Genomic DNA, 18,689 nt, shown 5'->3' with positions numbered 1-18,689 from the left:
ACCGAGGAGTAAAGAGCTGTGAGCACCGAGAACGAGGGCAACGAGGACCGCGTGGTACCGGCCGTGCCGTCCGTTCCGTCCGCACCTCCCGTGCCGGCCGACACTCCCGAACCGGCCACCGGCGGCGCAACGGAGGGCGCTTCGCGGACCCCGGGCGCTGACGGCGCATCCGACGAGTCCGGCGCGGGGCCCGCGGCCGTCACCGCTCCGGCGCACGCGGAGGCGCCGCGCCACAACCCCACGCACCAGGGCGCTCCGGCGCACCAGGGGCCCTCGGGCACGCCCACGTACGGCCAGGGCGCCGCACACCCGCCCGCGAACCAGCCGCCTCGGCCGTCGCGGCCGCCGCAGCCCTCCCCGTACGGAGTGGCCCCCGGCGGCGGCCTCGGCGCGGGCCCCGGATACGGAGCGGAGCCCGACCTCCCCGCGGGCGCCGCTTCCTGGCCGCCGCCCCCGCCCGCCGTCCCGTCGTACGCCGGCGGCGACGCCGGTCACGCGCCGGGTCACACGTCCGGCCACGCATCCGGTCACGCGTCCGGCGGTATCGGCAACGGCGGCGGCCACGGCCCGGTCTGGGGCGCCCCCGTCCCGCCCGGCTCCGACACCCCGGACGGCAAGAACGGCAGGAGCAGGGCCGGCGGCCTGGTGGCGGCCGTGGCCGTGGCGGCGCTCGTCGCGGGCGGCATCGGCGGAGCCCTCGGTTTCTGGGCGGCCGACCGCAACGACAACGGCTCGTCCGGCAGCTCGACCACGGTGTCGGCGTCGGACACCCCGAGGGACCTGAAGCGCCCGGCGGGCACGGTGGCCGGGGTCGCGGCGAAGGCGCTCCCCAGCGTGGTCACCATCGACGCGCAGGGCGGCGACGGAGAGGGCGGCACGGGCACCGGCTTCGTGTACGACAAGGAAGGCCACATCCTCACCAACAACCACGTGGTGGCCTCCGCCGCGGAGTCCGGCGAACTGTCGGCGACGTTCTCCGACGGCAAGAAGTACGCCGCCGAGGTGGTCGGCCGGGCGCAGGGCTACGACGTGGCGGTCCTGAAACTGAAGAACCCGCCGCAGGGCCTGGCACCTCTCCCCCTGGGCAACTCGGAGAGCGTCGCGGTGGGTGACTCGACGATCGCGATCGGCGCGCCCTTCGGCCTGTCGAACACGGTCACCACGGGCATCATCAGCGCGAAGAACCGCCCGGTGGCGTCCGGGGACGGCCAGAGCAACAAGAACTCGTACATGAGCGCCCTGCAAACCGACGCCTCGATCAACCCGGGCAACTCCGGCGGCCCGCTGCTGGACGCGACGGGCGCGGTCATCGGCATCAACTCGGCGATCCAGTCGACCGGCGGAGGCCTCGGCCAGTCCCAGGCCGGCTCCATCGGCCTCGGCTTCGCGATCCCGATCAACCAGGCCAAGAACGTCGCCGAGCAGCTGATCAAGACCGGGAAGCCGGTCTACCCGGTGATCGGCGCGACGGTGACGATGGAGGAGAAGACGGGCGGCGCGGCGATCTCCGCCGAGGGCGCGGGCGGCACCCCGGCCGTCACCCCGAACGGCCCGGCGGCCAAGGCGGGCCTGAAGGCGGGCGACGTGATCACGAAGTTCAACGACACCGTGATCGACAGCGGCCCGACCCTGATCGGCGAGATCTGGACCCGCAAGCCGGGCGAGAAGGTGACCCTGACGTACGAGCGCGACGGCAAGGAGTCCACGGCCGAGGTCACCCTGGGCCAGCGCGAGGGCGACAGCTGACCGGCTAGGCTGTCCCACGCGTCGAACCGGCCCCGCGCGGGCCTGACGCCCCATCGGCTTGCACAGCGACCGGGCGGACGACGCGGGGTGGGTTGCCCGAGCGGCCTAAGGGAACGGTCTTGAAAACCGTCGTGGCAGCGATGTCACCGTGGGTTCAAATCCCACACCCACCGCAGCAGGTCAGCGATCGTGCTGATCAGAAGGGGTGTCCCGACAACGGGGCGCCCCTTCTGCATGGGTGCTGTCTCACCTTGAACCGCCCCTGCGCCGCTGTGGATCATTGTTTGTGGGCCAGGCGTGGACCACGGTCCACGAAGTTCTGACCGGTGGACATACGCGGACCTTCGCGCCCTTGCTTGACCGAGTGTCCTGCTGGGTTGGAGGACCTGAAGGCTGCACACGAAGACACCGGCCCGACGGCGATGCGGACTCCGCCTCGTACACCGGCGGCGGCTTCGATCCGCCGGGCTCCCCTTCTTGCTCTGCGTCAGGCCGCGCCGTTCGTCCCCCCGCCCCGCCCCGACGTCAGCCGGGCCGCTGAGGCGATCGCGGCGCGGGCCTCGTGTTCCGGCAGGCCCGTGCGGACGGCGGCTGCGGTGAGCGCGTCGGCCAGGGCGTCGCCGAAGCCGTGTTCGTACGCGCGGCAGGCCGCCCAGAACAGGCGGGTGTTGCGCTGGCCCTCGTGGGCGGCCAGCACGAACTGGATCAGGCCCTCGCCCCGGCGGTCCTGGGTGGCGGCTGGGCCCGCGCTCCTGGTGGCTGTGGGCGGGCGGCGGGGCTGGGTGAGGAGGCGGAGCAGGGCGCGGGGGCACGGGGCCGGGGTGAGGTGGGCCGTACCGGGGCCCAGGCGGTAGCGGCCGTGGGCGGTGACCGAGCCGGGGCCGACCAGATAGCCGCCGGTCCCGCGGATGTCGATGCCCGGGGCGAGGCGGCCGGCGGAGTTGGGGACTGTCGCGTCGGCGGGGCCGGTCAGCCAGAGGTGGCGGCCGCCGCTCGGGGTGAGCACCGTGACCGTCGGCGGGATGGTGAACAGGTGCTGGAGGGCCAGTTGCCGCAGGGCTCCCGCCGCGTCGCTGCCGTACGCCGGGTCGACGTCCAGGTCGATGCCGATGAGGCGGTGCGGGGCGTGTCCGCAGGCGATGCCGTAGCCGGTGGCCCGGGGCGCGGCGGCGAAGAGGGCGCGGACGGCCGCGGGGTCGGTGGTGGCGTCGTGCACCCCGTGTCCCGGCAGTCCGCACTCGCCCCGGCAGTGCGTCGGGGGCTGCTCGCCGCGGTGGGGGGAGCGCAGGGCGGGGAGCTTGGTGGCGGAGAGGGGAAAGACGGGGAGGCCGCGCCCGGCGGCGGCGAGGGCGTGGGCGAGGGCCAGGGTGGGGGTCTGCCGGTCGATGGTGGCCATGCGATTAGTTTCGTACATGTGTTCGAGGAAGGGAAGGGGGGGTGGGTGCGGGGTGGCTCGGGGCGGCCGGTGCGGGTGGGTGGCGGAACGCTTCTTCGCGCGCGCGGTACGGGTGTGCCGCGGTTGCCTCGCTGACCTGGACTTTCCTGCGGCTCAGGAGGTTTATCCGCTCTTCGTCATACGTGAGAGGGAACGGGAGATCGTGAGGGATTCGCCGGGGGCGCCCTGGGCAACTCTGGTCTCGCGACGTTGTGAACAGCACCGGGGTGGTCGGCCAACTCCCCCGGAACCAGCCGAATATGAAGCCGCAATTCCGTTCCTGGAGGACATGACATGGCAAGTATCCGTACCGCTCGCGCCTTCGCCGCCGTCGCCGCTCTGCCCTTGGCCGTCGCGCTCTGCGGCGGAGTCGCCGTGGCGGACAACGGCTCCTTCGCGAACGACGGATCGAACGCTGCCGTGGCGACGATCGGCGGCAGCGGTGTCGGCGGCGACAACTCCGGCAACTCCTCCACGACCCAGCAGCAGGCCGTCGGCGCCGGTGCGTCGAACCAGAACACGTCCGCCCAGGTCAGCAACTCGGCCTTCGTGCCGATCGATCAGTCCGACCACAGTGTCGCGGTGAACTTCACGCCCTTCTTCTGGTGACCGCCCCCCCGGTGAACCGGCCGTCGGGACCTCCCGGGGGGTGGGTCCCGGCGGACTGAACGGCAGCCCGTGCGGCGGCACTTCGGTGCCCCCGTGCGGGCTGCCCGTGTCTTGACAGGGGTCGCTAACTGACGGACAGTCAGAAACGTTGATCGGGTGCTGCTTGCCGGGGCGTCGGCCAGCGGTGCTCCGGCGTCTGACCTGTCCGCAGTTCTGGAGGGCCCTCCGTGCATCTCGCTCCGACGGAACGCCAGCAGCGACTCCGCGTCGTACTCCGGTCTCACGTCCGTACGTTGATGGGTGGCGGGTGTGGTGGGGGCGACGAGGCCGCACCGGGGAGCGAGCAGCGTGCGCGGCAGCTCCCCCGGCGGATCGGCGCCGACGGGCTGCTCGGGCGCGGCCGGCCCAGGGCGTACGGCGGGCGGGGCCGCGGCCCCGACGAGCAGTTCGTCTTCTTCGACGAGGCGTACCGGGCCGGCGCCCCCGTCTCCATGGTCACGCTCAACGCCGTCGGCCCGACCCTGATGGTGTACGGCACCGAGGGGCAGAAGGCGTCCTTCCTTCCCCGCATCCTCGGCGGCGACCTCGTCTTCGCGATCGGCTACAGCGAGCCCGGGGCCGGTAGGGGCCTGTCGGCCCTGCTCCGGGGCGGGTCCCCCGGCTGCTTCGGGCCGGACGGTGAGCTGGAGCGGATGAACTGCGCGGCCCGGATCAACACCTTCGGGGGCGGTGTCGGCGAGGTGCAGCGCGAGATCGCCGCGACGGCCGGGCTCGGGATGATCCGGGGCAAGCGATGAGCGGGGCGGGGGGCGAAGCCGGGGGGGCGGGGGCCGAAGGTCGTCGGTCGCCCTCGGAAGGCCGATGGTCGCTCTCCGAAGGTCGTCGGTCGCCCTCCGAAGGCCGCTGGGCGGAGCCTGAAGCCCCGCGGCCCGGCGCCGAAAGCCCCCAGCCGGAGGCCGAGAGGGCCGAGAGCGCCGGGAAGGCCGAGAGAGCCGAGAGAGCCGGGAAAGCGGGGAAGGCCGAAGGTGTCGGGGAGGCCGAGAGAGCCGGGAAGGTCGAGGGAGACGCCAAGGCCGAGCGCGATGAGTTGTACGCCCAGCTCCGCGCCCACGAAGGCCGTGCCGCCACCGCCGGGCGCGGCAAGGATCTTGTCAACGAGCCGATGATCCGGCACTGGTGCGAGGCGATGGGCGACACCTCGCCCGCCTACCGGGGCCCGGACGCCGTCGCCCCGCCGACCATGCTCCAGGCGTGGACGATGGGCGGGCTCTCCGGGCACACGGACAGCACGGGGCGGTCCGCCGCGTACGACGAGATGTTCGCGCTGCTCGACGGCGCCGGGTACACCTCCGTCGTCGCGACCGACTGCGAGCAGGAGTATCTGCGGCCCCTGCGCCCCGGTGACCGGATCACCTTCGACACGGTCATCGAGTCGGTCTCCCCGCGCAAGACGACCAAGCTCGGCACCGGCTACTTCGTCACCACCCGCACGGACGTGCACGCCGACGGCGAGCTCGCCGGGACGCACCGCTTCCGCATCCTCAAGTACCGCCCCGCGCAACGGAACAAGGTCCCCGAGCCGACGCGCCGCCCCCGGCCCGTGATCAATCGCGACAACGCCGGGTTCTGGGCCGGGGTCGCCGAGCGCCGCCTTCTCATCCAGCGCTGCACCGACTGCGCGACCCTCCGCCTGCCCTGGCTGCCCGGCTGCAACGCCTGCGGCAGCGCGGAGTGGGACACGGTCGAAGCAGGCGGGGAAGGCACGGTTTTCAGCCATGTCGTCATGCATCACCCGTCGTTCCCCGCCTTCGCGCCGGACGGTGAGGGCGGGCCGTACGCCGTCGCGCTGGTCGAACTGGCCGAGGGTGTCCGCATCGTCAGCAACGTGATCGGTGTGCCGTACGACAAGGTCCGCGTCGGCATGCCCGTACGCCTGGAGTTCCTCGTGGCGGACCCCGACCTCAAACTGCCCGTCTTCCGGGCGAACGAAGGCGGTTGAGATGGACTTCACCCCGAGTAAGGAGCAGACCGCCGCGCAACGGCTGGCCGCGCGGATCCCCGAGGCGGCCTGGCGCCACGATGAGCAACTGGCCTACGAGGCGCAGGCGTTGACTCCCGCACGGTGGGCCCCGGAGGCGGGCAGGCGGGGCGTCCACGCGGGCCGGCATCCGCACGGCGGTACCGGGGCCGGCCTCGACCATCCGGTCCACCGGCCCTTCCTCCGGGGCCGCCGACTCGACGCGTACCTCGGCCGCGGCCGTGAAGTCCTGGAGGATTCGGGCCTGCTGTCGGCGGCCGACGGACATGGGGAGCGCGTGTCATGAGGCGGGCGCACCGCGTCGGCGACGAGCTGCCGCCCCTGGAGATCCCGGTGACCCGGACCCTGATCGTCGCCGGGGCCATCGCCTCGCGGGACTACCAGGACGTCCACCACGACGCGGAGCTGGCCCGGGCGAAGGGATCCCCCGACATCTTCATGAACATCCTCACCACCAACGGGCTCGTCGGCCGCTACATCACCGACCATTTCGGCCCCACCGCCGTCCTCCGCAAGGTCGCGATCCGCCTCGGCGCGCCCAACTACCCGGGCGACGTGCTGCGGTTGACCGGGCACATCGCCGACGTAAGCGCCGGGGAACACGCCGAAGCAGTCGTCCACGTCACCGGCGACAACCGCGTCGGCCGCCATGTCACCGGCACGGTCACCGTCGCCCTCCCGTACCGAGGCGAAGAGGCAGCATGAGCATTCGCAGAGCCGATTCGCTCGGTGGGAAGGCCGCGATCGTCGGAATCGGAGCCACCGAGTTCTCCAAGGACTCCGGCCGCAGCGAACTGAAGCTGGCCGTAGAGGCCGTCCGCGCCGCTCTCGACGACGCCGGCCTCACCCCCGCCGACGTGGACGGGCTCGTCACCTTCACCATGGACACCAGTCCCGAGATCACCGTCGCCCAGGCGGCCGGGATCGGCGAGCTGTCGTTCTTCTCCCGGATCCACTACGGCGGGGGCGCGGCCTGCGCCACCGTGCAGCAGGCCGCCCTTGCCGTGGCGAGCGGCGTCGCGGACGTCGTCGTCTGCTACCGGGCCTTCAACGAGCGCTCCGGCCGCCGCTTCGGCTCCGGCGTTCAGCGGCGGGAGCCCACGGCCGAGGGCGCGGCGCTCGGCTGGAACCTCCCGTACGGGCTGCTGACCCCCGCCTCCTGGGTGGCGATGGCGGCCCGGCGCTACCTGCACACCTACGGCCTCGGCCCGGAGGTCTTCGGTCGGGTGGCCGTGGTCGACCGGCGGCACGCGGCGCGGAACCCGGCGGCGTACTTCTACGGGAAGCCCATCACGCTCGCCGACCACGCCGCGTCCCGCTGGATCGTGGAGCCGCTGCGGCTGCTGGACTGCTGCCAGGAGACGGACGGCGGCCAGGCCCTGGTCGTCACGCGTGTGGAGCGGGCCCGTGATCTGCCCCGGCCGCCCGCCGTCGTCGTCGCGGCGGCGCAGGGGGCGGGCCGGTCGCAGGAGCAGATGACGAGCTTCTACCGGGACGGGCTGACCGGCCTGCCGGAGACCGCCGTCGTCGCCCGGCAGCTCTGGCGCACCTCCGGGCTGTCCCCGGCCGATATCGACGTGGGCATCCTCTACGACCACTTCACCCCGTTCGTCCTGATGCAGTTGGAGGAGTTCGGCTTCTGTGGGCCGGGGGAGGCGGGCGACTTCGTCGCGGCGGACGCCCTGCCCCTGAACACCCATGGGGGGCAGCTGGGGGAGGCGTACCTCCATGGGGTGAACGGCATCGCGGAGGCCGTCCGGCAGATCCGGGGCACCTCGGTGAACCAGGTGGCGGGCGCGGCGAGGTCCCTGGTCACGGCCGGTACGGGCGTGCCGACGTCGGGCCTGGTCCTCGGGGCGGACGGCTGAGCGGCGGCGCGTTGCCCCGGGGACCCGCGGCGGCTCCTGGAGACTCTCAGGGGCGGACCCTGACGGAGGCGCGCAGGCCCGTCCACCTTCAGGAGGTTCAGGGTGGACGTCCCCTACAACCTGAGGCGGACAGCGCTTCGGGACCTGGGGCCGATCCCCTCGGCGGCGTCCGCTCCTAGCGTTGGGTACATGACCACGCCAGTCTGCGCGGGCGCCTCCAGGGCGGCCTCCGCCACCGACGGACATCACCCCCACACGCCCTACGCGTCGTTCTCCTCGTACGTACGGGCCCGGGGGCCGGTCCTGCTGCGTACCGCGCGCTCGCTCACCGCGAACCCGTGCGACGCGGAGGACCTGCTGCAGACCGCGCTCGCGAAGACGTACGTGGCGTGGGAGCGGATCGAGGACCACCGGGCGCTGGACGGCTATGTCCGCCGGGCCCTGCTGAACACCCGCACCTCGCAGTGGCGCAAGCGCAAGGTCGACGAGTTCGCCTGTGAGGAGCTGCCCGAGCGCGAGACTCTTCCGACGCCGGATCCGGCCGAGCAGCAGTCGCTGCACGACGCTATGTGGCGCGCGGTGCTCAAGCTCCCGGACCGCCAGCGTGCGATGGTCGTCCTGCGCTATTACGAGGACCTGAGCGAGGCCCAGACGGCGGAGGTCCTCGGTGTGTCGATCGGTACGGTCAAGAGCGCCGTCTCCCGCGCCCTCGGCAAGCTCCGCGAGGACCCTGAGCTGACGCCGGTCCGCTGACCGGCATCACCACCGGGGGCAGCAGGTCGCGGCACCGCGGGGGCGGCCGACCGGCAGCGCCTCCGGAGGTACCGGCAGCGCCTCCGGAGGTATCCGTGCGGCCCTCGGGCAGGATGTCCCACAAGGCCCCGGTCAGGAATTTTCTCCCGTGAGTAGTGACATACCGCGTGGTATGTGCGCAGAATCAGCGGAACCCTACTGCCGCGTAGCGCCCACCGGGAGGACGCCGTGCTGAGCACCATGCAGGACGTACCGCTGACTGTCACCCGCATCCTGCACCACGGGATGACGATTCACGGGAAGTCGCAGGTCACGACCTGGACCGGCGAACCCGAGCCGCACCGTCGTACCTTCGCCGAGATCGGCGCCCGCGCCACCCAGCTGGCCAACGCGCTCCGCGACGAGCTGGGCGTCGACGGCGACCAGCGGATCGCCACGCTCATGTGGAACAACGCGGAGCATGTCGAGGCCTACCTCGCCATCCCCTCCATGGGCGCCGTGCTCCACACCCTCAACCTCCGGCTCCCGCCCGAGCAGCTCGCCTGGATCGTCAACCACGCGGACGACAAGGCGGTGATCGTCAACGGTTCGCTGCTGCCGCTCCTGGTGCCGCTGCTGCCCCATCTGCCGAGCATCGAGCACATCGTCGTGGCCGGCCCCGGCGACCGTTCCGCCCTCGCCGGGGTGACGCCCCGCGTGCACGAGTACGAGGAGCTGATCGCGGGCCGGCCCACCACGTTCGACTGGCCCGAGCTGGACGAACGCCAGGCCGCGGCCATGTGTTACACCTCCGGTACCACGGGCGACCCCAAGGGCGTCGTCTACTCGCACCGGTCCATCTACCTGCACTCGATGCAGGTCAACATGACCGAGTCGATGGGACTGACCGACAAGGACACCACCCTCGTCGTCGTGCCCCAATTTCATGTGAACGCCTGGGGTCTGCCGCACGCCACCTTCATGAGCGGCGTCAACATGCTGATGCCGGACCGCTTCCTCCAGCCCGCCCCGCTCGCCGACATGATCGAGCGCGAGCGCCCCACGCACGCGGCCGCGGTCCCCACCATCTGGCAGGGCCTGCTCGCCGAGGTCACCGCCAACCCGCGCGACCTCACCTCCATGGCCAACGTCACCATCGGCGGCGCGGCCTGCCCGCCCTCGCTGATGGAGGCGTACGACAAGCTCGGCGTCCGGCTCTGCCACGCCTGGGGCATGACGGAGACCTCGCCGCTGGGCACCATGGCCCACCCGCCCGCCGGGCTGAGCGACGAGGAGCAGTGGCCCTACCGGGTCACCCAGGGCCGCTTCCCCGCCGGAGTCGAGGCGCGGCTGGTCGGCCCCGGCGGTGAACACCTCCCGTGGGACGGCGAGTCGGCCGGTGAGCTGGAGGTCCGGGGCCCCTGGATCGCCGCCGCCTACTACGGCGGGTCCGACGGCGATCACCTGCGCCCCGAGGACAAGTTCAGCGAGGACGGCTGGCTGAAGACCGGCGACGTCGGCGTGATCAGCGCCGACGGCTTCCTCACCCTCACCGACCGGGCCAAGGACGTCATCAAGTCCGGCGGTGAATGGATCTCCAGCGTCGAGCTGGAGAACGCGCTGATGGCCCACCCGGACGTCGCGGAGGCGGCCGTCGTCGCCGTACCGGACGAGAAGTGGGGCGAGCGGCCGCTCGCGACCGTCGTCCTCAAGGAGGGCGCGGCCGACGTCGACTACGAGGCGCTCAAGGCGTTCCTCGCCGAGTCGGGCATCGCCAAGTGGCAGCTGCCGGAGCGCTGGTCGGTGATCCCCGCCGTGCCGAAGACGAGCGTGGGCAAGTTCGACAAGAAGGTGATCCGCAAGCAGTACGCGGAGGGCGAGCTGGACGTCACCCAGCTCTGACGTTCGAGCCCGTACGTTTCACGTGAAACAGGGCGGGTGCGGTACGGAATCCCGTACCGCACCCGCCCTGCTCTGCTCTTCGCGTGCGGTCAGTTGGTGCCGATCTTCGCCAGCAGGTCGACGATCCGCGACTGCACCTCGACGCTGGTCGACCGTTCCGCCAGGAAGAGAACGGTCTCACCCGATCCGAGCCGCGGCAGCTCCGCGGGGTCCATGCCCGCCGAGGTGTAGACGACCAGCGGGGTGCGGTTCAGCTGCCCGTTGGCCCGCAGCCAGTCGACGATTCCGGCGCGCCGACGGCGTACCTGCATCAGGTCCATCACCACGAGGTTCGGCCGCATCCGGCCCGCCAGGTCGACGGCCTCGCTGTCCGTCGCGGCGCGCGCCACCTGCATGCCGCGTCGCTCCAGGGTCTCTGTCAGCGCCACCGCGATCTCCTCGTGCTCCTCGATCAGGAGCACCCGCGAGGGATGCTGTTCGCTGTCGCGCGGCGCCAGCGCCTTGAGGAGGACTGCCGGGTCCGCGCCGTACGCCGCTTCCCGGGTCGCCTGCCCGAGACCGGCGGTGACCAGCACGGGGACCTCGGCCGCGACGGCCGCCTGGCGCAGCGACTGCAAGGCGGTACGGGTGATGGGGCCGGTCAGCGGATCGACGAAGAGCGCGGCGGGGAACGCGGCGATCTGGGCGTCGACCTCCTCGCGGGAGTTCACGATCACGGGACGGTAGCCCCGGTCGCTCAGCGCCTGCTGGGTCGGCACGTCGGGGGCGGGCCAGACCAGCAGCCGGCGCGGGTTGTCCAGCGGCTCGGGCGGCAGCTCGTCGTCGACCGGGTGCGGGTGCGGCCGGTTGGCGACCTCGACCGCGCCCCCGGGCCCGTCCAGCGGCTCGGGACCTTCGGCGCCCTCGTCGGGCGCCCCTATGGCGTACGCGCGCCCTTCCGCGACGGGCGGCGCGAGCAGCTGACCCTCGCCGTAGGCGGCGCCGGGGCCGCCACCTGTGTGACCCGGCTGGCCGAGCTGGCCCGGCTGGGCGGGTTCGTGCGCCGGACCGTGGGGCTGGGCCGAGAGCTGGGCCTGCTGCGGCCCGGGCGGGGGTGTGGGCGTGTTCGTGGTCGCGGGGGCGGGCGTCGGCCCCGGTCCCGTCGGCTGCGCGGCCCTGCGGTCCTGCTGCGGCGCGGCCTGCTGGCCGCCGGGGGCCCGGGCGGGGGTGCGGTCGCCCTCCTCCGGCGGAGCGGCGAGCTTGCGGCGCCGGCCGGCCCCGCCGAGGCTCTGGTGCGGCTGGTTCTGCTGATGCGCGAGGTGCTGGGCGAACGGCACGCCCTGGCCCAGCGTGCGCACGCTGAAGGCCCTCCCCTGCGTCGAGTCGGGGTTGGTGCCCTCCGGCATCGGCTCCTCGGCGGGCAGCGGCTGCCGCCGTACGTCCGGGGCGGGAACGCCGGGGTCGCCGTCGGCCGGGTGCGCCTCGGGACCGGTGACGGCGGCGACGCCGGTGGTGTGCGCGGTCTGGCCGGTGTGGCCGGTCTGCCCGGTCTGGCCGGTGTCGCTCCAGGAGCCGGGAGCCTCCGGGACCTGACCTGCTGCCGACTGCGGATCCTGCGGGAGGCCGTTCCCGGAGGGACCCGCCCCGGGGATGCCCTGCCCGGAGGTCGCGTCCGTCTGCTGGAGGTGGTGCGCCGGGGCGACGGGGTGCGCCTGCGGAGGGGTGTGGCCGGCCTCCGGTGCGGTACGCGTGTGGTGGGCGCTCGCGTCGTCGCCGGGACCCACCGGGGCGTCGGGGGCCACGGGCGCCCGGTCCGCGTCGGCGGGCGGCAGGGCGAAGGCGGTACGCGGACCGGCGTCCGCCGCCATGCGCTCCTGGGCTGCGGCCAGCGCGCGCCGGGCCCGTCGGCCACCCGGCTGCTGGGCCGGTGCGGGGTGCCCGCTCGTGCCGCCGGTGCCGGACGCCAGGGCGGGGAGGGCGGCGGGTTCGTCCTCCCGACGGGCTCGCCGCCCGGTGGGCGGGACGGGCTGCTGCGGATCCACCGGGACGCCCTGGGGCGGCACCGTCGGACCGAGCTGCGGACGGCCGCCGCCCTGGGCGTTCTCGGCGGCGGTGACGACCGACCCCTCCGAGGGGGCGGCGGGAGCCTCGGACGGGGCGGAGGCCAGGGCCAGGGCCTGGCGTTGCGGTGGCTGCTGCTGCCGCACGACGGCGCCCCCGGCGTCCGCCGCGCTGCCCGCGTTCTCCGCGTTCCCGGGAACGGTGTTCAGGGCCGCCTCGGCGGGGCTGGGCCGGCCGCGCCGCCGCCCGGAGCCCTCGCCCTGCTGGGCGGGGATGAGCTCGGGGACCTGCTGCTCCTCGGCCGCGGCCGGTCCACGGCGCGCACGCCGCCGCCCGGTCGGCTCGGCCACGGGCCGGTCGTCGGCGACGGGAGCAGCAGGAGGAGGAACGGCCTCGGCCGTGCTGTCGCCCGCGCTCTCTGGCGTACCGACCGGACTGTCCAGGAACGCGTCGGTGGAGGACCTGCGCGCCCGGCGCCGGCCGCCGCTGGTGACGCCCGGAGCTCCGACGCCTTCCGGTGACGACGAGGACGTCGGGGCGGCGGGCTCCGGCGACAGGCCGCTCCCGTCCGGCTCCGGCGGCGCGATCGTGCCGGCCGCCGCGCCGACGGGCACGTCGAGGACGTACGCGCTGCCGCTCATCCCCGGCATCTCGTGCGTCTGGAGGACCCCGCCGTGGGCCCGGACGATGCCGCGCACGATCGGCTCGTGCACCGGGTCGCCCCCGGCGAACGGGCCGCGCACCTCGATGCGGACGACGTCACCGCGTTGGGCGGCGGCCACGACCACGGTGGAGTCGACGTAGCCGCCCCCGGGGACGGCCCGGGTCTTGCCGGTCGAGTCGACACCGCAGACGTCCGCGACGAGATGGGCGATGGCGGTCGCGAGCTGCCGCGCGTCGACCTCGGCCTCGATCGGCGGGGCGTGCACGGCGAACTGGGCGCGCCCGGGGCCGATCAGCTCGACCGCCCCGTCGATGCCGCCCTTCACGATCCCCTCGATCAGGGCGGGGGCCTTGCGCAGCCCCTCCGCCCCCGCGTCGAGGCGCTGGTAACCCAGGACGTTGTCGACGAGCGTGGTCATCCGGGCGTACCCGGCGGCGAGGTGGTGCAGGATCTGGTTGGCCTCGGGCCACAGCTGACCGGCCGGGTCGGAGGCGAGCGCGGACAGCTCGCCGCGCAGCTCCTCCAGGGGCCCGCGCAGCGAACCGCCGAGAACGGCGGTGAGCTGGGCGTGCTGGGCGCTCAGGGAGGTCAGCAGCTCGGCCTGTCCCTCGATCTCGGCGGCGTACCGCTCGCTGCGGTCGGCGAGCTCGGCGGCATGCGCCTCCTTCAGCGCCTCCAGCTCCTTGGCGTGCGCTTCCCTGAGCGCGGTGACCTCGGCGGAGTGGCTCGTGGTCAGCTCGGCGACGACGTTCTTGTGCTGGGCGGACAGCTCCTCGTAGGGCCGGCGGTCGGTGAACGTCATCACCGCGCCGACGAGCTGGTCCCCGTCGCGGACCGGCGCGGTCGTCAGGTCCACCGGCACCCGGTCGCCGCTCTTGGACCACAGCACCTGCCCGCGCACCCGGTGCTTGCGCCCGGACTTGAGGGTGTCGGCGAGCGGGGAGTCCTCGTACGGGAACGGCTCGCCCTCCGCCCGCGAGTGCAGGATCAGCGGGTGCAGCTCCTGGCCGCCGAGGTCGCTGGCCCGGAAGCCGAGGATCTGCGCGGCGGCGGGGTTGACGAGGACGACGCGCCCGTCGGTGTCCGTACCGACGACGCCTTCGGACGCGGCCCGCAGGATCATCTCGGTCTGCCGCTGCGAACGGGCCAGCTCGGCCTCGGTGTCGACGGTGCCGGAGAGATCCCGCACGACGATCATGAGGAGTTCGTCGCCGGTGTAGCTGGAGTGGATGTCCTTGTACGCGGCCTGTCCGCTGTCCAGGCTCGCGCTGGTGACCTCGACCGGATACTCGTGGCCGTCGGTGCGCCGCGCGGTCATCCGCGTGGGCTTGGTCCTGCCCTGCTCGTCCGCAGCCTCGGGCCGCCGCATCGACCCCGGGATCAGCTTGGAGTCGAACTCCGGCAGCAGATCGAGCAGTCCGCGACCGACCAGCGCGGTGCCCGGGGTCTCGAACATTTCGAGGGCGATGGCATTGGCGTTGACGACCGTGCCATTGCAATTGACGAGCAGAAGCCCGTCAGGAAGGGCATCGAGTATGGCTGCGAGGCGAGCAGTGCCTCGGGATGGCCTGCTGCTCACGACGACGCTTCCTCCCTGATTACCGCACCTTGCCGACAGCGGGCCCCATCTTGCCCCTCGGGCCGCAGACTGTCACTGGAGGAGTCTAAGGCCAGGGGAGGCCCCTGGGGCGGCGGATGAGGGGGAGCTCTCACCAAGGTTCTGTGCGCGCGGTGTACGCCACGGGCCCACGCCGTGAGCGTCCGCACACCCTGTGACGTGCGCGGACGCGGGGCTCGGCGGTTCCTCCCGGGGCCCGGAACGCCTGGTGCCCCTTCGCCGGTGCGAACGTCTTTACGCCGCCGAGGGGCCGCACGGGACCGCCCGAGGAGGATCCGGCCGTCCTACGGGCTACCGGACGTCGGGGAGCAGCGGCGGCCCTCCGACGGGTTACCGGACGTCGGGGAGCACCGGCACGAGGCTGTTCCAGCGCGCGATCTCGCATCCGTCGCGCCGGCTGGCGGTGGTGTCCACGGCCCGGCCCTCCCAGGTGCCGACGATGCGGGCGAAGGCGTCGCCGCCGTGGATCATGGTGCACATCGTGCCCTCGGGGGTCTCGCGGAACAGTTCCTGCCGGCCGGCCCGGGTGGTCCCGGCCTCCGCCAGCCGGTCACAGGCGGCCTGCCCCTCCGGGTGGGTGCCCCCGGTGGGCCCGCACTCCAGCTCGAACGTGCCGTCGGCCCCGGGGACCCCGGTGTTCTCCACGCTCACGGTGAGCCGCGTCCGCGCCTCGTCGGCCTCACCGGACCCCGTCCCCTCCCCGCCGTCCAGGAACCCGGGCAGCGGGAGGGGCATGGGCAGCGGTCCGAGGGCGGGCCGGGCGGCGGCGAACGGCCCGGAGGTGGGCACGGCGGAGGGCACCGGTCCGGTCGAGGCGGGCCGGGAGGCGGTGGCGGTGGACGCCGGGACGGCGGTGGCGAGGACGGCCAGCGGGACGACGGCGGTGAGGGCGAGACGGCGCAGCATGCGAAAGCTCCAGGATCTCTGCGGCGGGGCCGGCCGCGGGCGACGGTCCCGGACGATCACGGACCCGCCCCGGCACCCCGCCGACGGACGACGAACGGGCGACGACGACTGGACGACTGGACGACTGGACGACGGACGGAGACCCGAGGCCCCCACCCCTCTCTAACGCGCACCGCGCCCGGACGTTGCGCCACCACGCCGAACTGCTTTGCCCTGGCCCCCGGAGGCCTAGTAACGTGGTCGGCGATTGGTGGCACGACGTTCGACTGTGTCATCATCTGCACGCGCCACTCGCGTCCGCGCGAGGCGTGTGGAGGAGGCGTCGCCTAGTCCGGTCTATGGCGCCGCACTGCTAATGCGGTTTGGGGTTTACCCCCCATCGAGGGTTCAAATCCCTCCGCCTCCGCTCCATCCCGAAGCCCCGTGCCCCTGGCGCGGGGCTTCGGTCGTTCCGGGGCGAGGGAATGCGCGGAGGGGGCGTCGCGGCCGCGCCCGGATGGGGCATCGGAGGTCGTTTCCGCAGCTCAGCGCTGGTGCGGCTAATGGATTTCGCGTCACGGCGCAGGTCATGTAATGTTGTTCTCGCAACGCCGACCGGGAAGAAAAAGCCCGGAACGCCAAGCACTCGTAGCTTAACGGATAGAGCATCTGACTACGGATCAGAAGGTTGCAGGTTCGAATCCTGCCGAGTGCACAGCAGGCCAGAGGCCCCGGAGAAATCCGGGGCCTCTGGCGTTTCAGGGGCGGACAGCAGCGATGTACAGCAACTGTGGTGGCCGTCGCGGCCTTCCCCGTCTGAGGCTAGACGTGCGTGATGTGACTGAACCCGAGGGAGGCCAGCCCCTCCGACTGGCACAGCCGATCCGAAGAGCCGTCGACCTCGGTCTGGAGAAGTTGGTAGGCGGCGCCGTGGGCCTGCCCCCAGTGCATCGCCGCCCGCCACAGGATGCGTCCCAGGCCCTGGCCTCGGGCCTCGGGGAGGACGGCGAAGTACTGGGGCATGAGCTGGGGGCGTTCGATCGCGTCCGCGCGTACTTTCATGGGGCCGATCGCGCCGACGATGCGGTCTTCGATGACGGTGGTGAGCACTGGGCCGCACTGGCCGGCCCGCATCTGGGTGCGGAGGAAGGCGAGGCCGTCGGCGGCCATCGTCTCGGCGAACGGGGCGAAGGTGTTCTGCACGGCGGCCGGCCAACCGGTGACGGGGCGGACCGGGCCGTTCGGGGCGGGGCAGGAGCCGGTGGTGAAGTCCTTGAGTTGGATGCGGGTGCCTCGCGGGTGCGTGGTCTCGGGGCCGAGGGGGCGTACGACCCTGGCGCTCACTACGGCGTGCAAGGAGGCGAGCTTGGCGGCCAGCTCGGCGGCCTCATCGATGACGCTGTCGCGGGGACCGTAGGCGAAGACCTTGACTGCGCCGCGTCCGCGCCGGGCCAGCGTGGGGATGAGGGTGTGCTCGGGCTGGTGAACCACGTCCTCACGGAGGACTTTCTCGTCCTTCTCGCCGCTCCAGCGCTGGTCCTTGTCATAGGGCAGGAAGTCTCCGGTGTCGGCTGCTCGCAGGATGTCTTCGAAGATGCCGACGGACAGGGCGTCGGGGTGGATGGGACCGAGGGTCGGCACGATCGGTGCGGTCAGTTGGGACCGGAGCCAGTCCCAGCGGAAGAACATGAGCGGCACCCTAACGGCGGGACGGACAGGGTTCAGGCCCCGACGCGAGTACGCCGGGGCCTGGAGGGAGTTGACCGGATCGTGTCGGTCAGTGGGGGGGGTGTCGTCACCGGCGTCGCAGGAGCACTCCGCGCTTTCCACGATGACGTCGAGGTCGTGGACGGCGGTGATCGACGCGGTAGCGACGGGCGGGGCCGATCGGCGGGCTGAGGGTGGCGGGCCGGGGAGGATGGTCACCGGTACGGGCGGGATCATGAGGCGTTCTCCTTGTCTCCGTGCTGGCAGTAGCTGTGCAGCGGCGCTTTGGCCTCCTGGTAGTGCTTGGCCAGGGGGCGGCAGACCCGGCAGGTGCCGGACAGGGCGCAGCCTTCGCACCCACCGGTGCGAAGCATGAGGCGGTCGGCGATGGTGCCGAGCCGGGTGAGGCCATAGATGCCTTCGGCCATGAGGTCGATCTGGTCGTCGCGGCCGACCTTGCAGATCGAGACCTTGGCGTGGGGGTCTGCGTGGAAGAAGGTGTGTCCCGCGTTGCAGCCCGCGAACGGTTTGCGCTGCCGCAAGTGGGCGACGGACTGGGCGAGGAGGGGTTCGCCGCCGCCGTAGATCGTGGGCGTCATGTTCGTGTACGCGTGGTTCTCGACGTTCCACTCGTCGGCGAGGGCAGCCATCTCGTCGGCCTCGGAAGCGTTGTCCTCGGTCACCACGACGTTGATGCGCAGCGGCAGCCCCGCCTCACGGGCGGCGTCGATGCCGCGCCGGAACGCCTTCCACGCCCCGCGGCGCTGGGTGAGCGTGTCGAAGGACTCCTCGCTCGCCCCGTACATGCTGACGACCAGGCGGTAGGGCGGGGAGTCGCGGAAGAGTTTGAGGAGGTCCGGCCGCCAGAGCAGTGAGCCGTTGGTCGAGATGGTGAGCATCATCCCGGCTTGCCAGGCGTACCGGTACGCGCCCTGGAAGTCCGGGTCCATGGTGGGTTCGCCGCCGGTGATCTGGAGCCAGAGGACACCGGCCTCGCGCATGATGTCCAGCAGCCGCACCTTGTCCTCCCAACCGAGGCCGGAGAACGGGCGCTCGCCGAGGTAGCAGTGCTTACAGCCGAAGTTGCAGCCGAGGTTGATCTCCCAGGACGCCCGGCAGTAGCCGTACGGAGACGGCTCGCGCACCAGCACCGTGCCCTGCGCGCTCAGGCCATCCAGGTCCAGGCCCCACACGTCGGCGGCGGTCTGTACCGCCCAGGCGGGAAGCGCCGCGCCGTCGGCGGCGGCCTGGCGCAGGCCCTCGTAGTGGTCGGCGGAGATGCGGGCGCCGGCCCGTGCTCCCGGCTTGAGGAGAAGGTGTCCGTCGAGGAACGGGGAGGCGATCAGAGCGTGGGCCATCGGTCGCCCTCCTTCCGGATCACGGAGCGGGACAGCACGTGGGGCTCCTGGCGGTCGGCGTGGCAGTGGATTTCGCCCAGTCCGTTA

General features: G+C 72.8%; 13 protein-coding genes, 3 tRNA genes and 1 pseudogene. 12 read left to right on the top strand and 5 right to left on the bottom strand.

The genetic code is table 11. From position 1 onward, the window contains the following. Window positions 1-18 precede the first annotated feature (18 nt). Together IE145_RS04015 and IE145_RS04010 are read left to right on the top strand one after the other, a co-directional pair. Window positions 19-1,746, top strand: a complete 1,728-nt coding sequence (locus tag IE145_RS04015; protein ID WP_189518867.1) for a S1C family serine protease — start codon at window positions 19-21, stop codon at window positions 1,744-1,746. Window positions 1,747-1,832: 86 nt separating this feature from the next. Continuing rightward, window positions 1,833-1,919 (top strand) — tRNA-Ser (locus IE145_RS04010). A gap of 314 nt (window positions 1,920-2,233) precedes the next feature. Here the strand turns inward: IE145_RS04010 and IE145_RS04005 are convergent. After that, window positions 2,234-3,142, bottom strand: coding sequence for a bifunctional DNA primase/polymerase (locus tag IE145_RS04005; protein WP_189518866.1), 909 nt, complete (start codon window positions 3,140-3,142; stop codon window positions 2,234-2,236). Between the two features lie 333 nt (window positions 3,143-3,475). Here IE145_RS04005 and IE145_RS04000 point away from each other — a divergent pair, with 333 nt between their 5' ends. The 8 genes and pseudogenes from IE145_RS04000 to IE145_RS03965 all read left to right on the top strand — a co-directional run bounded on the left by IE145_RS04000 (window position 3,476) and on the right by IE145_RS03965 (window position 10,330). Beyond that, on the top strand, window positions 3,476-3,790 hold the full coding sequence (locus IE145_RS04000; protein ID WP_189518864.1) for a hypothetical protein: 315 nt from the start codon (window positions 3,476-3,478) through the stop codon (window positions 3,788-3,790). 227 nt (window positions 3,791-4,017) lie between these two features. Continuing rightward, window positions 4,018-4,431, top strand: a pseudogene (locus IE145_RS03995) (acyl-CoA dehydrogenase family protein); the annotation flags it as partial. Between the two features lie 446 nt (window positions 4,432-4,877). Further along, complete coding sequence (locus tag IE145_RS03990) at window positions 4,878-5,789, top strand: bifunctional MaoC family dehydratase N-terminal/OB-fold nucleic acid binding domain-containing protein (RefSeq protein ID WP_189518859.1); 912 nt, start codon at window positions 4,878-4,880, stop codon at window positions 5,787-5,789. Window position 5,790: 1 nt separating this feature from the next. Continuing rightward, entirely contained in the window at window positions 5,791-6,114 is a 324-nt protein-coding gene (locus IE145_RS33285) for a hypothetical protein (protein WP_373296566.1), read from the top strand. Beyond that, window positions 6,111-6,533 carry a MaoC/PaaZ C-terminal domain-containing protein gene (locus IE145_RS03980; protein WP_189518851.1) on the top strand — a complete coding sequence of 141 codons (423 nt, stop codon included), beginning with the start codon at window positions 6,111-6,113 and terminating at the stop codon, window positions 6,531-6,533. The genes IE145_RS33285 and IE145_RS03980 overlap by 4 nt, the downstream gene beginning before the upstream one ends. Next, complete coding sequence (locus IE145_RS03975) at window positions 6,530-7,696, top strand: lipid-transfer protein (RefSeq protein WP_189518848.1); 1,167 nt, start codon at window positions 6,530-6,532, stop codon at window positions 7,694-7,696. The genes IE145_RS03980 and IE145_RS03975 overlap by 4 nt, the downstream gene beginning before the upstream one ends. A 189-nt stretch (window positions 7,697-7,885) precedes the next feature. Next, on the top strand, window positions 7,886-8,449 hold the full coding sequence (locus tag IE145_RS03970) for a SigE family RNA polymerase sigma factor (protein ID WP_189518846.1): 564 nt from the start codon (window positions 7,886-7,888) through the stop codon (window positions 8,447-8,449). Between the two features lie 228 nt (window positions 8,450-8,677). Then, window positions 8,678-10,330, top strand: a complete 1,653-nt coding sequence (locus tag IE145_RS03965; RefSeq protein WP_189518844.1) for a long-chain fatty acid--CoA ligase — start codon at window positions 8,678-8,680, stop codon at window positions 10,328-10,330. A gap of 89 nt (window positions 10,331-10,419) precedes the next feature. Here IE145_RS03965 and IE145_RS03960 read toward each other — a convergent pair whose 3' ends face one another. Continuing rightward, on the bottom strand, window positions 10,420-14,613 hold the full coding sequence (locus IE145_RS03960; protein WP_229825306.1) for a response regulator: 4,194 nt from the start codon (window positions 14,611-14,613) through the stop codon (window positions 10,420-10,422). Window positions 14,614-14,982: 369 nt separating this feature from the next. Further along, window positions 14,983-15,558 carry an SSI family serine proteinase inhibitor gene (locus IE145_RS03955; protein ID WP_189518842.1) on the bottom strand — a complete coding sequence of 192 codons (576 nt, stop codon included), beginning with the start codon at window positions 15,556-15,558 and terminating at the stop codon, window positions 14,983-14,985. 315 nt (window positions 15,559-15,873) lie between these two features. Here IE145_RS03955 and IE145_RS03950 point away from each other — a divergent pair. Both IE145_RS03950 and IE145_RS03945 read left to right on the top strand, forming a co-directional pair. After that, a tRNA-Ser gene (locus IE145_RS03950) sits at window positions 15,874-15,964 on the top strand. A gap of 215 nt (window positions 15,965-16,179) precedes the next feature. Continuing rightward, window positions 16,180-16,252: transfer RNA gene (locus IE145_RS03945), tRNA-Arg, on the top strand. Between the two features lie 107 nt (window positions 16,253-16,359). Here the strand turns inward: IE145_RS03945 and IE145_RS03940 are convergent. Both IE145_RS03940 and IE145_RS03935 read right to left on the bottom strand, forming a co-directional pair. Then, a complete protein-coding gene (locus IE145_RS03940; protein ID WP_189518840.1) occupies window positions 16,360-17,226 on the bottom strand; it encodes a GNAT family N-acetyltransferase in 867 nt (288 codons plus the stop codon). A gap of 251 nt (window positions 17,227-17,477) precedes the next feature. After that, window positions 17,478-18,602, bottom strand: a complete 1,125-nt coding sequence (locus IE145_RS03935) for a radical SAM protein (RefSeq protein ID WP_189518838.1) — start codon at window positions 18,600-18,602, stop codon at window positions 17,478-17,480. Between the last annotated feature and the right edge of the window lie 87 nt (window positions 18,603-18,689).

The organism is Streptomyces sindenensis (assembly GCF_014649035.1).
GTDB lineage: Bacteria > Actinomycetota > Actinomycetes > Streptomycetales > Streptomycetaceae > Streptomyces > Streptomyces sindenensis.
The sequence above is the reverse complement of the archived record's forward strand: the minus strand, read 5'-3'. Positions and strand labels throughout refer to the sequence as shown.

Bases quoted from the DNA above. Each gene is read 5' to 3' on its own strand.
- IE145_RS03955 (WP_189518842.1), bottom strand. From the start codon at position 15,558: ATGCTGCGCCGTCTCGCCCTCACCGCCGTCGTCCCGCTGGCCGTCCTC.
- IE145_RS04000 (WP_189518864.1), top strand. From the start codon at position 3,476: ATGGCAAGTATCCGTACCGCTCGCGCCTTCGCCGCCGTCGCCGCTCTG.
- IE145_RS33285 (WP_373296566.1), top strand. From the start codon at position 5,791: ATGGACTTCACCCCGAGTAAGGAGCAGACCGCCGCGCAACGGCTGGCC.
- IE145_RS04005 (WP_189518866.1), bottom strand. From the start codon at position 3,142: ATGGCCACCATCGACCGGCAGACCCCCACCCTGGCCCTCGCCCACGCC.
- IE145_RS03940 (WP_189518840.1), bottom strand. From the start codon at position 17,226: ATGTTCTTCCGCTGGGACTGGCTCCGGTCCCAACTGACCGCACCGATC.
- IE145_RS03970 (WP_189518846.1), top strand. From the start codon at position 7,886: ATGACCACGCCAGTCTGCGCGGGCGCCTCCAGGGCGGCCTCCGCCACC.
- IE145_RS03935 (WP_189518838.1), bottom strand. From the start codon at position 18,602: ATGGCCCACGCTCTGATCGCCTCCCCGTTCCTCGACGGACACCTTCTC.
- IE145_RS03980 (WP_189518851.1), top strand. From the start codon at position 6,111: ATGAGGCGGGCGCACCGCGTCGGCGACGAGCTGCCGCCCCTGGAGATC.
- IE145_RS03975 (WP_189518848.1), top strand. From the start codon at position 6,530: ATGAGCATTCGCAGAGCCGATTCGCTCGGTGGGAAGGCCGCGATCGTC.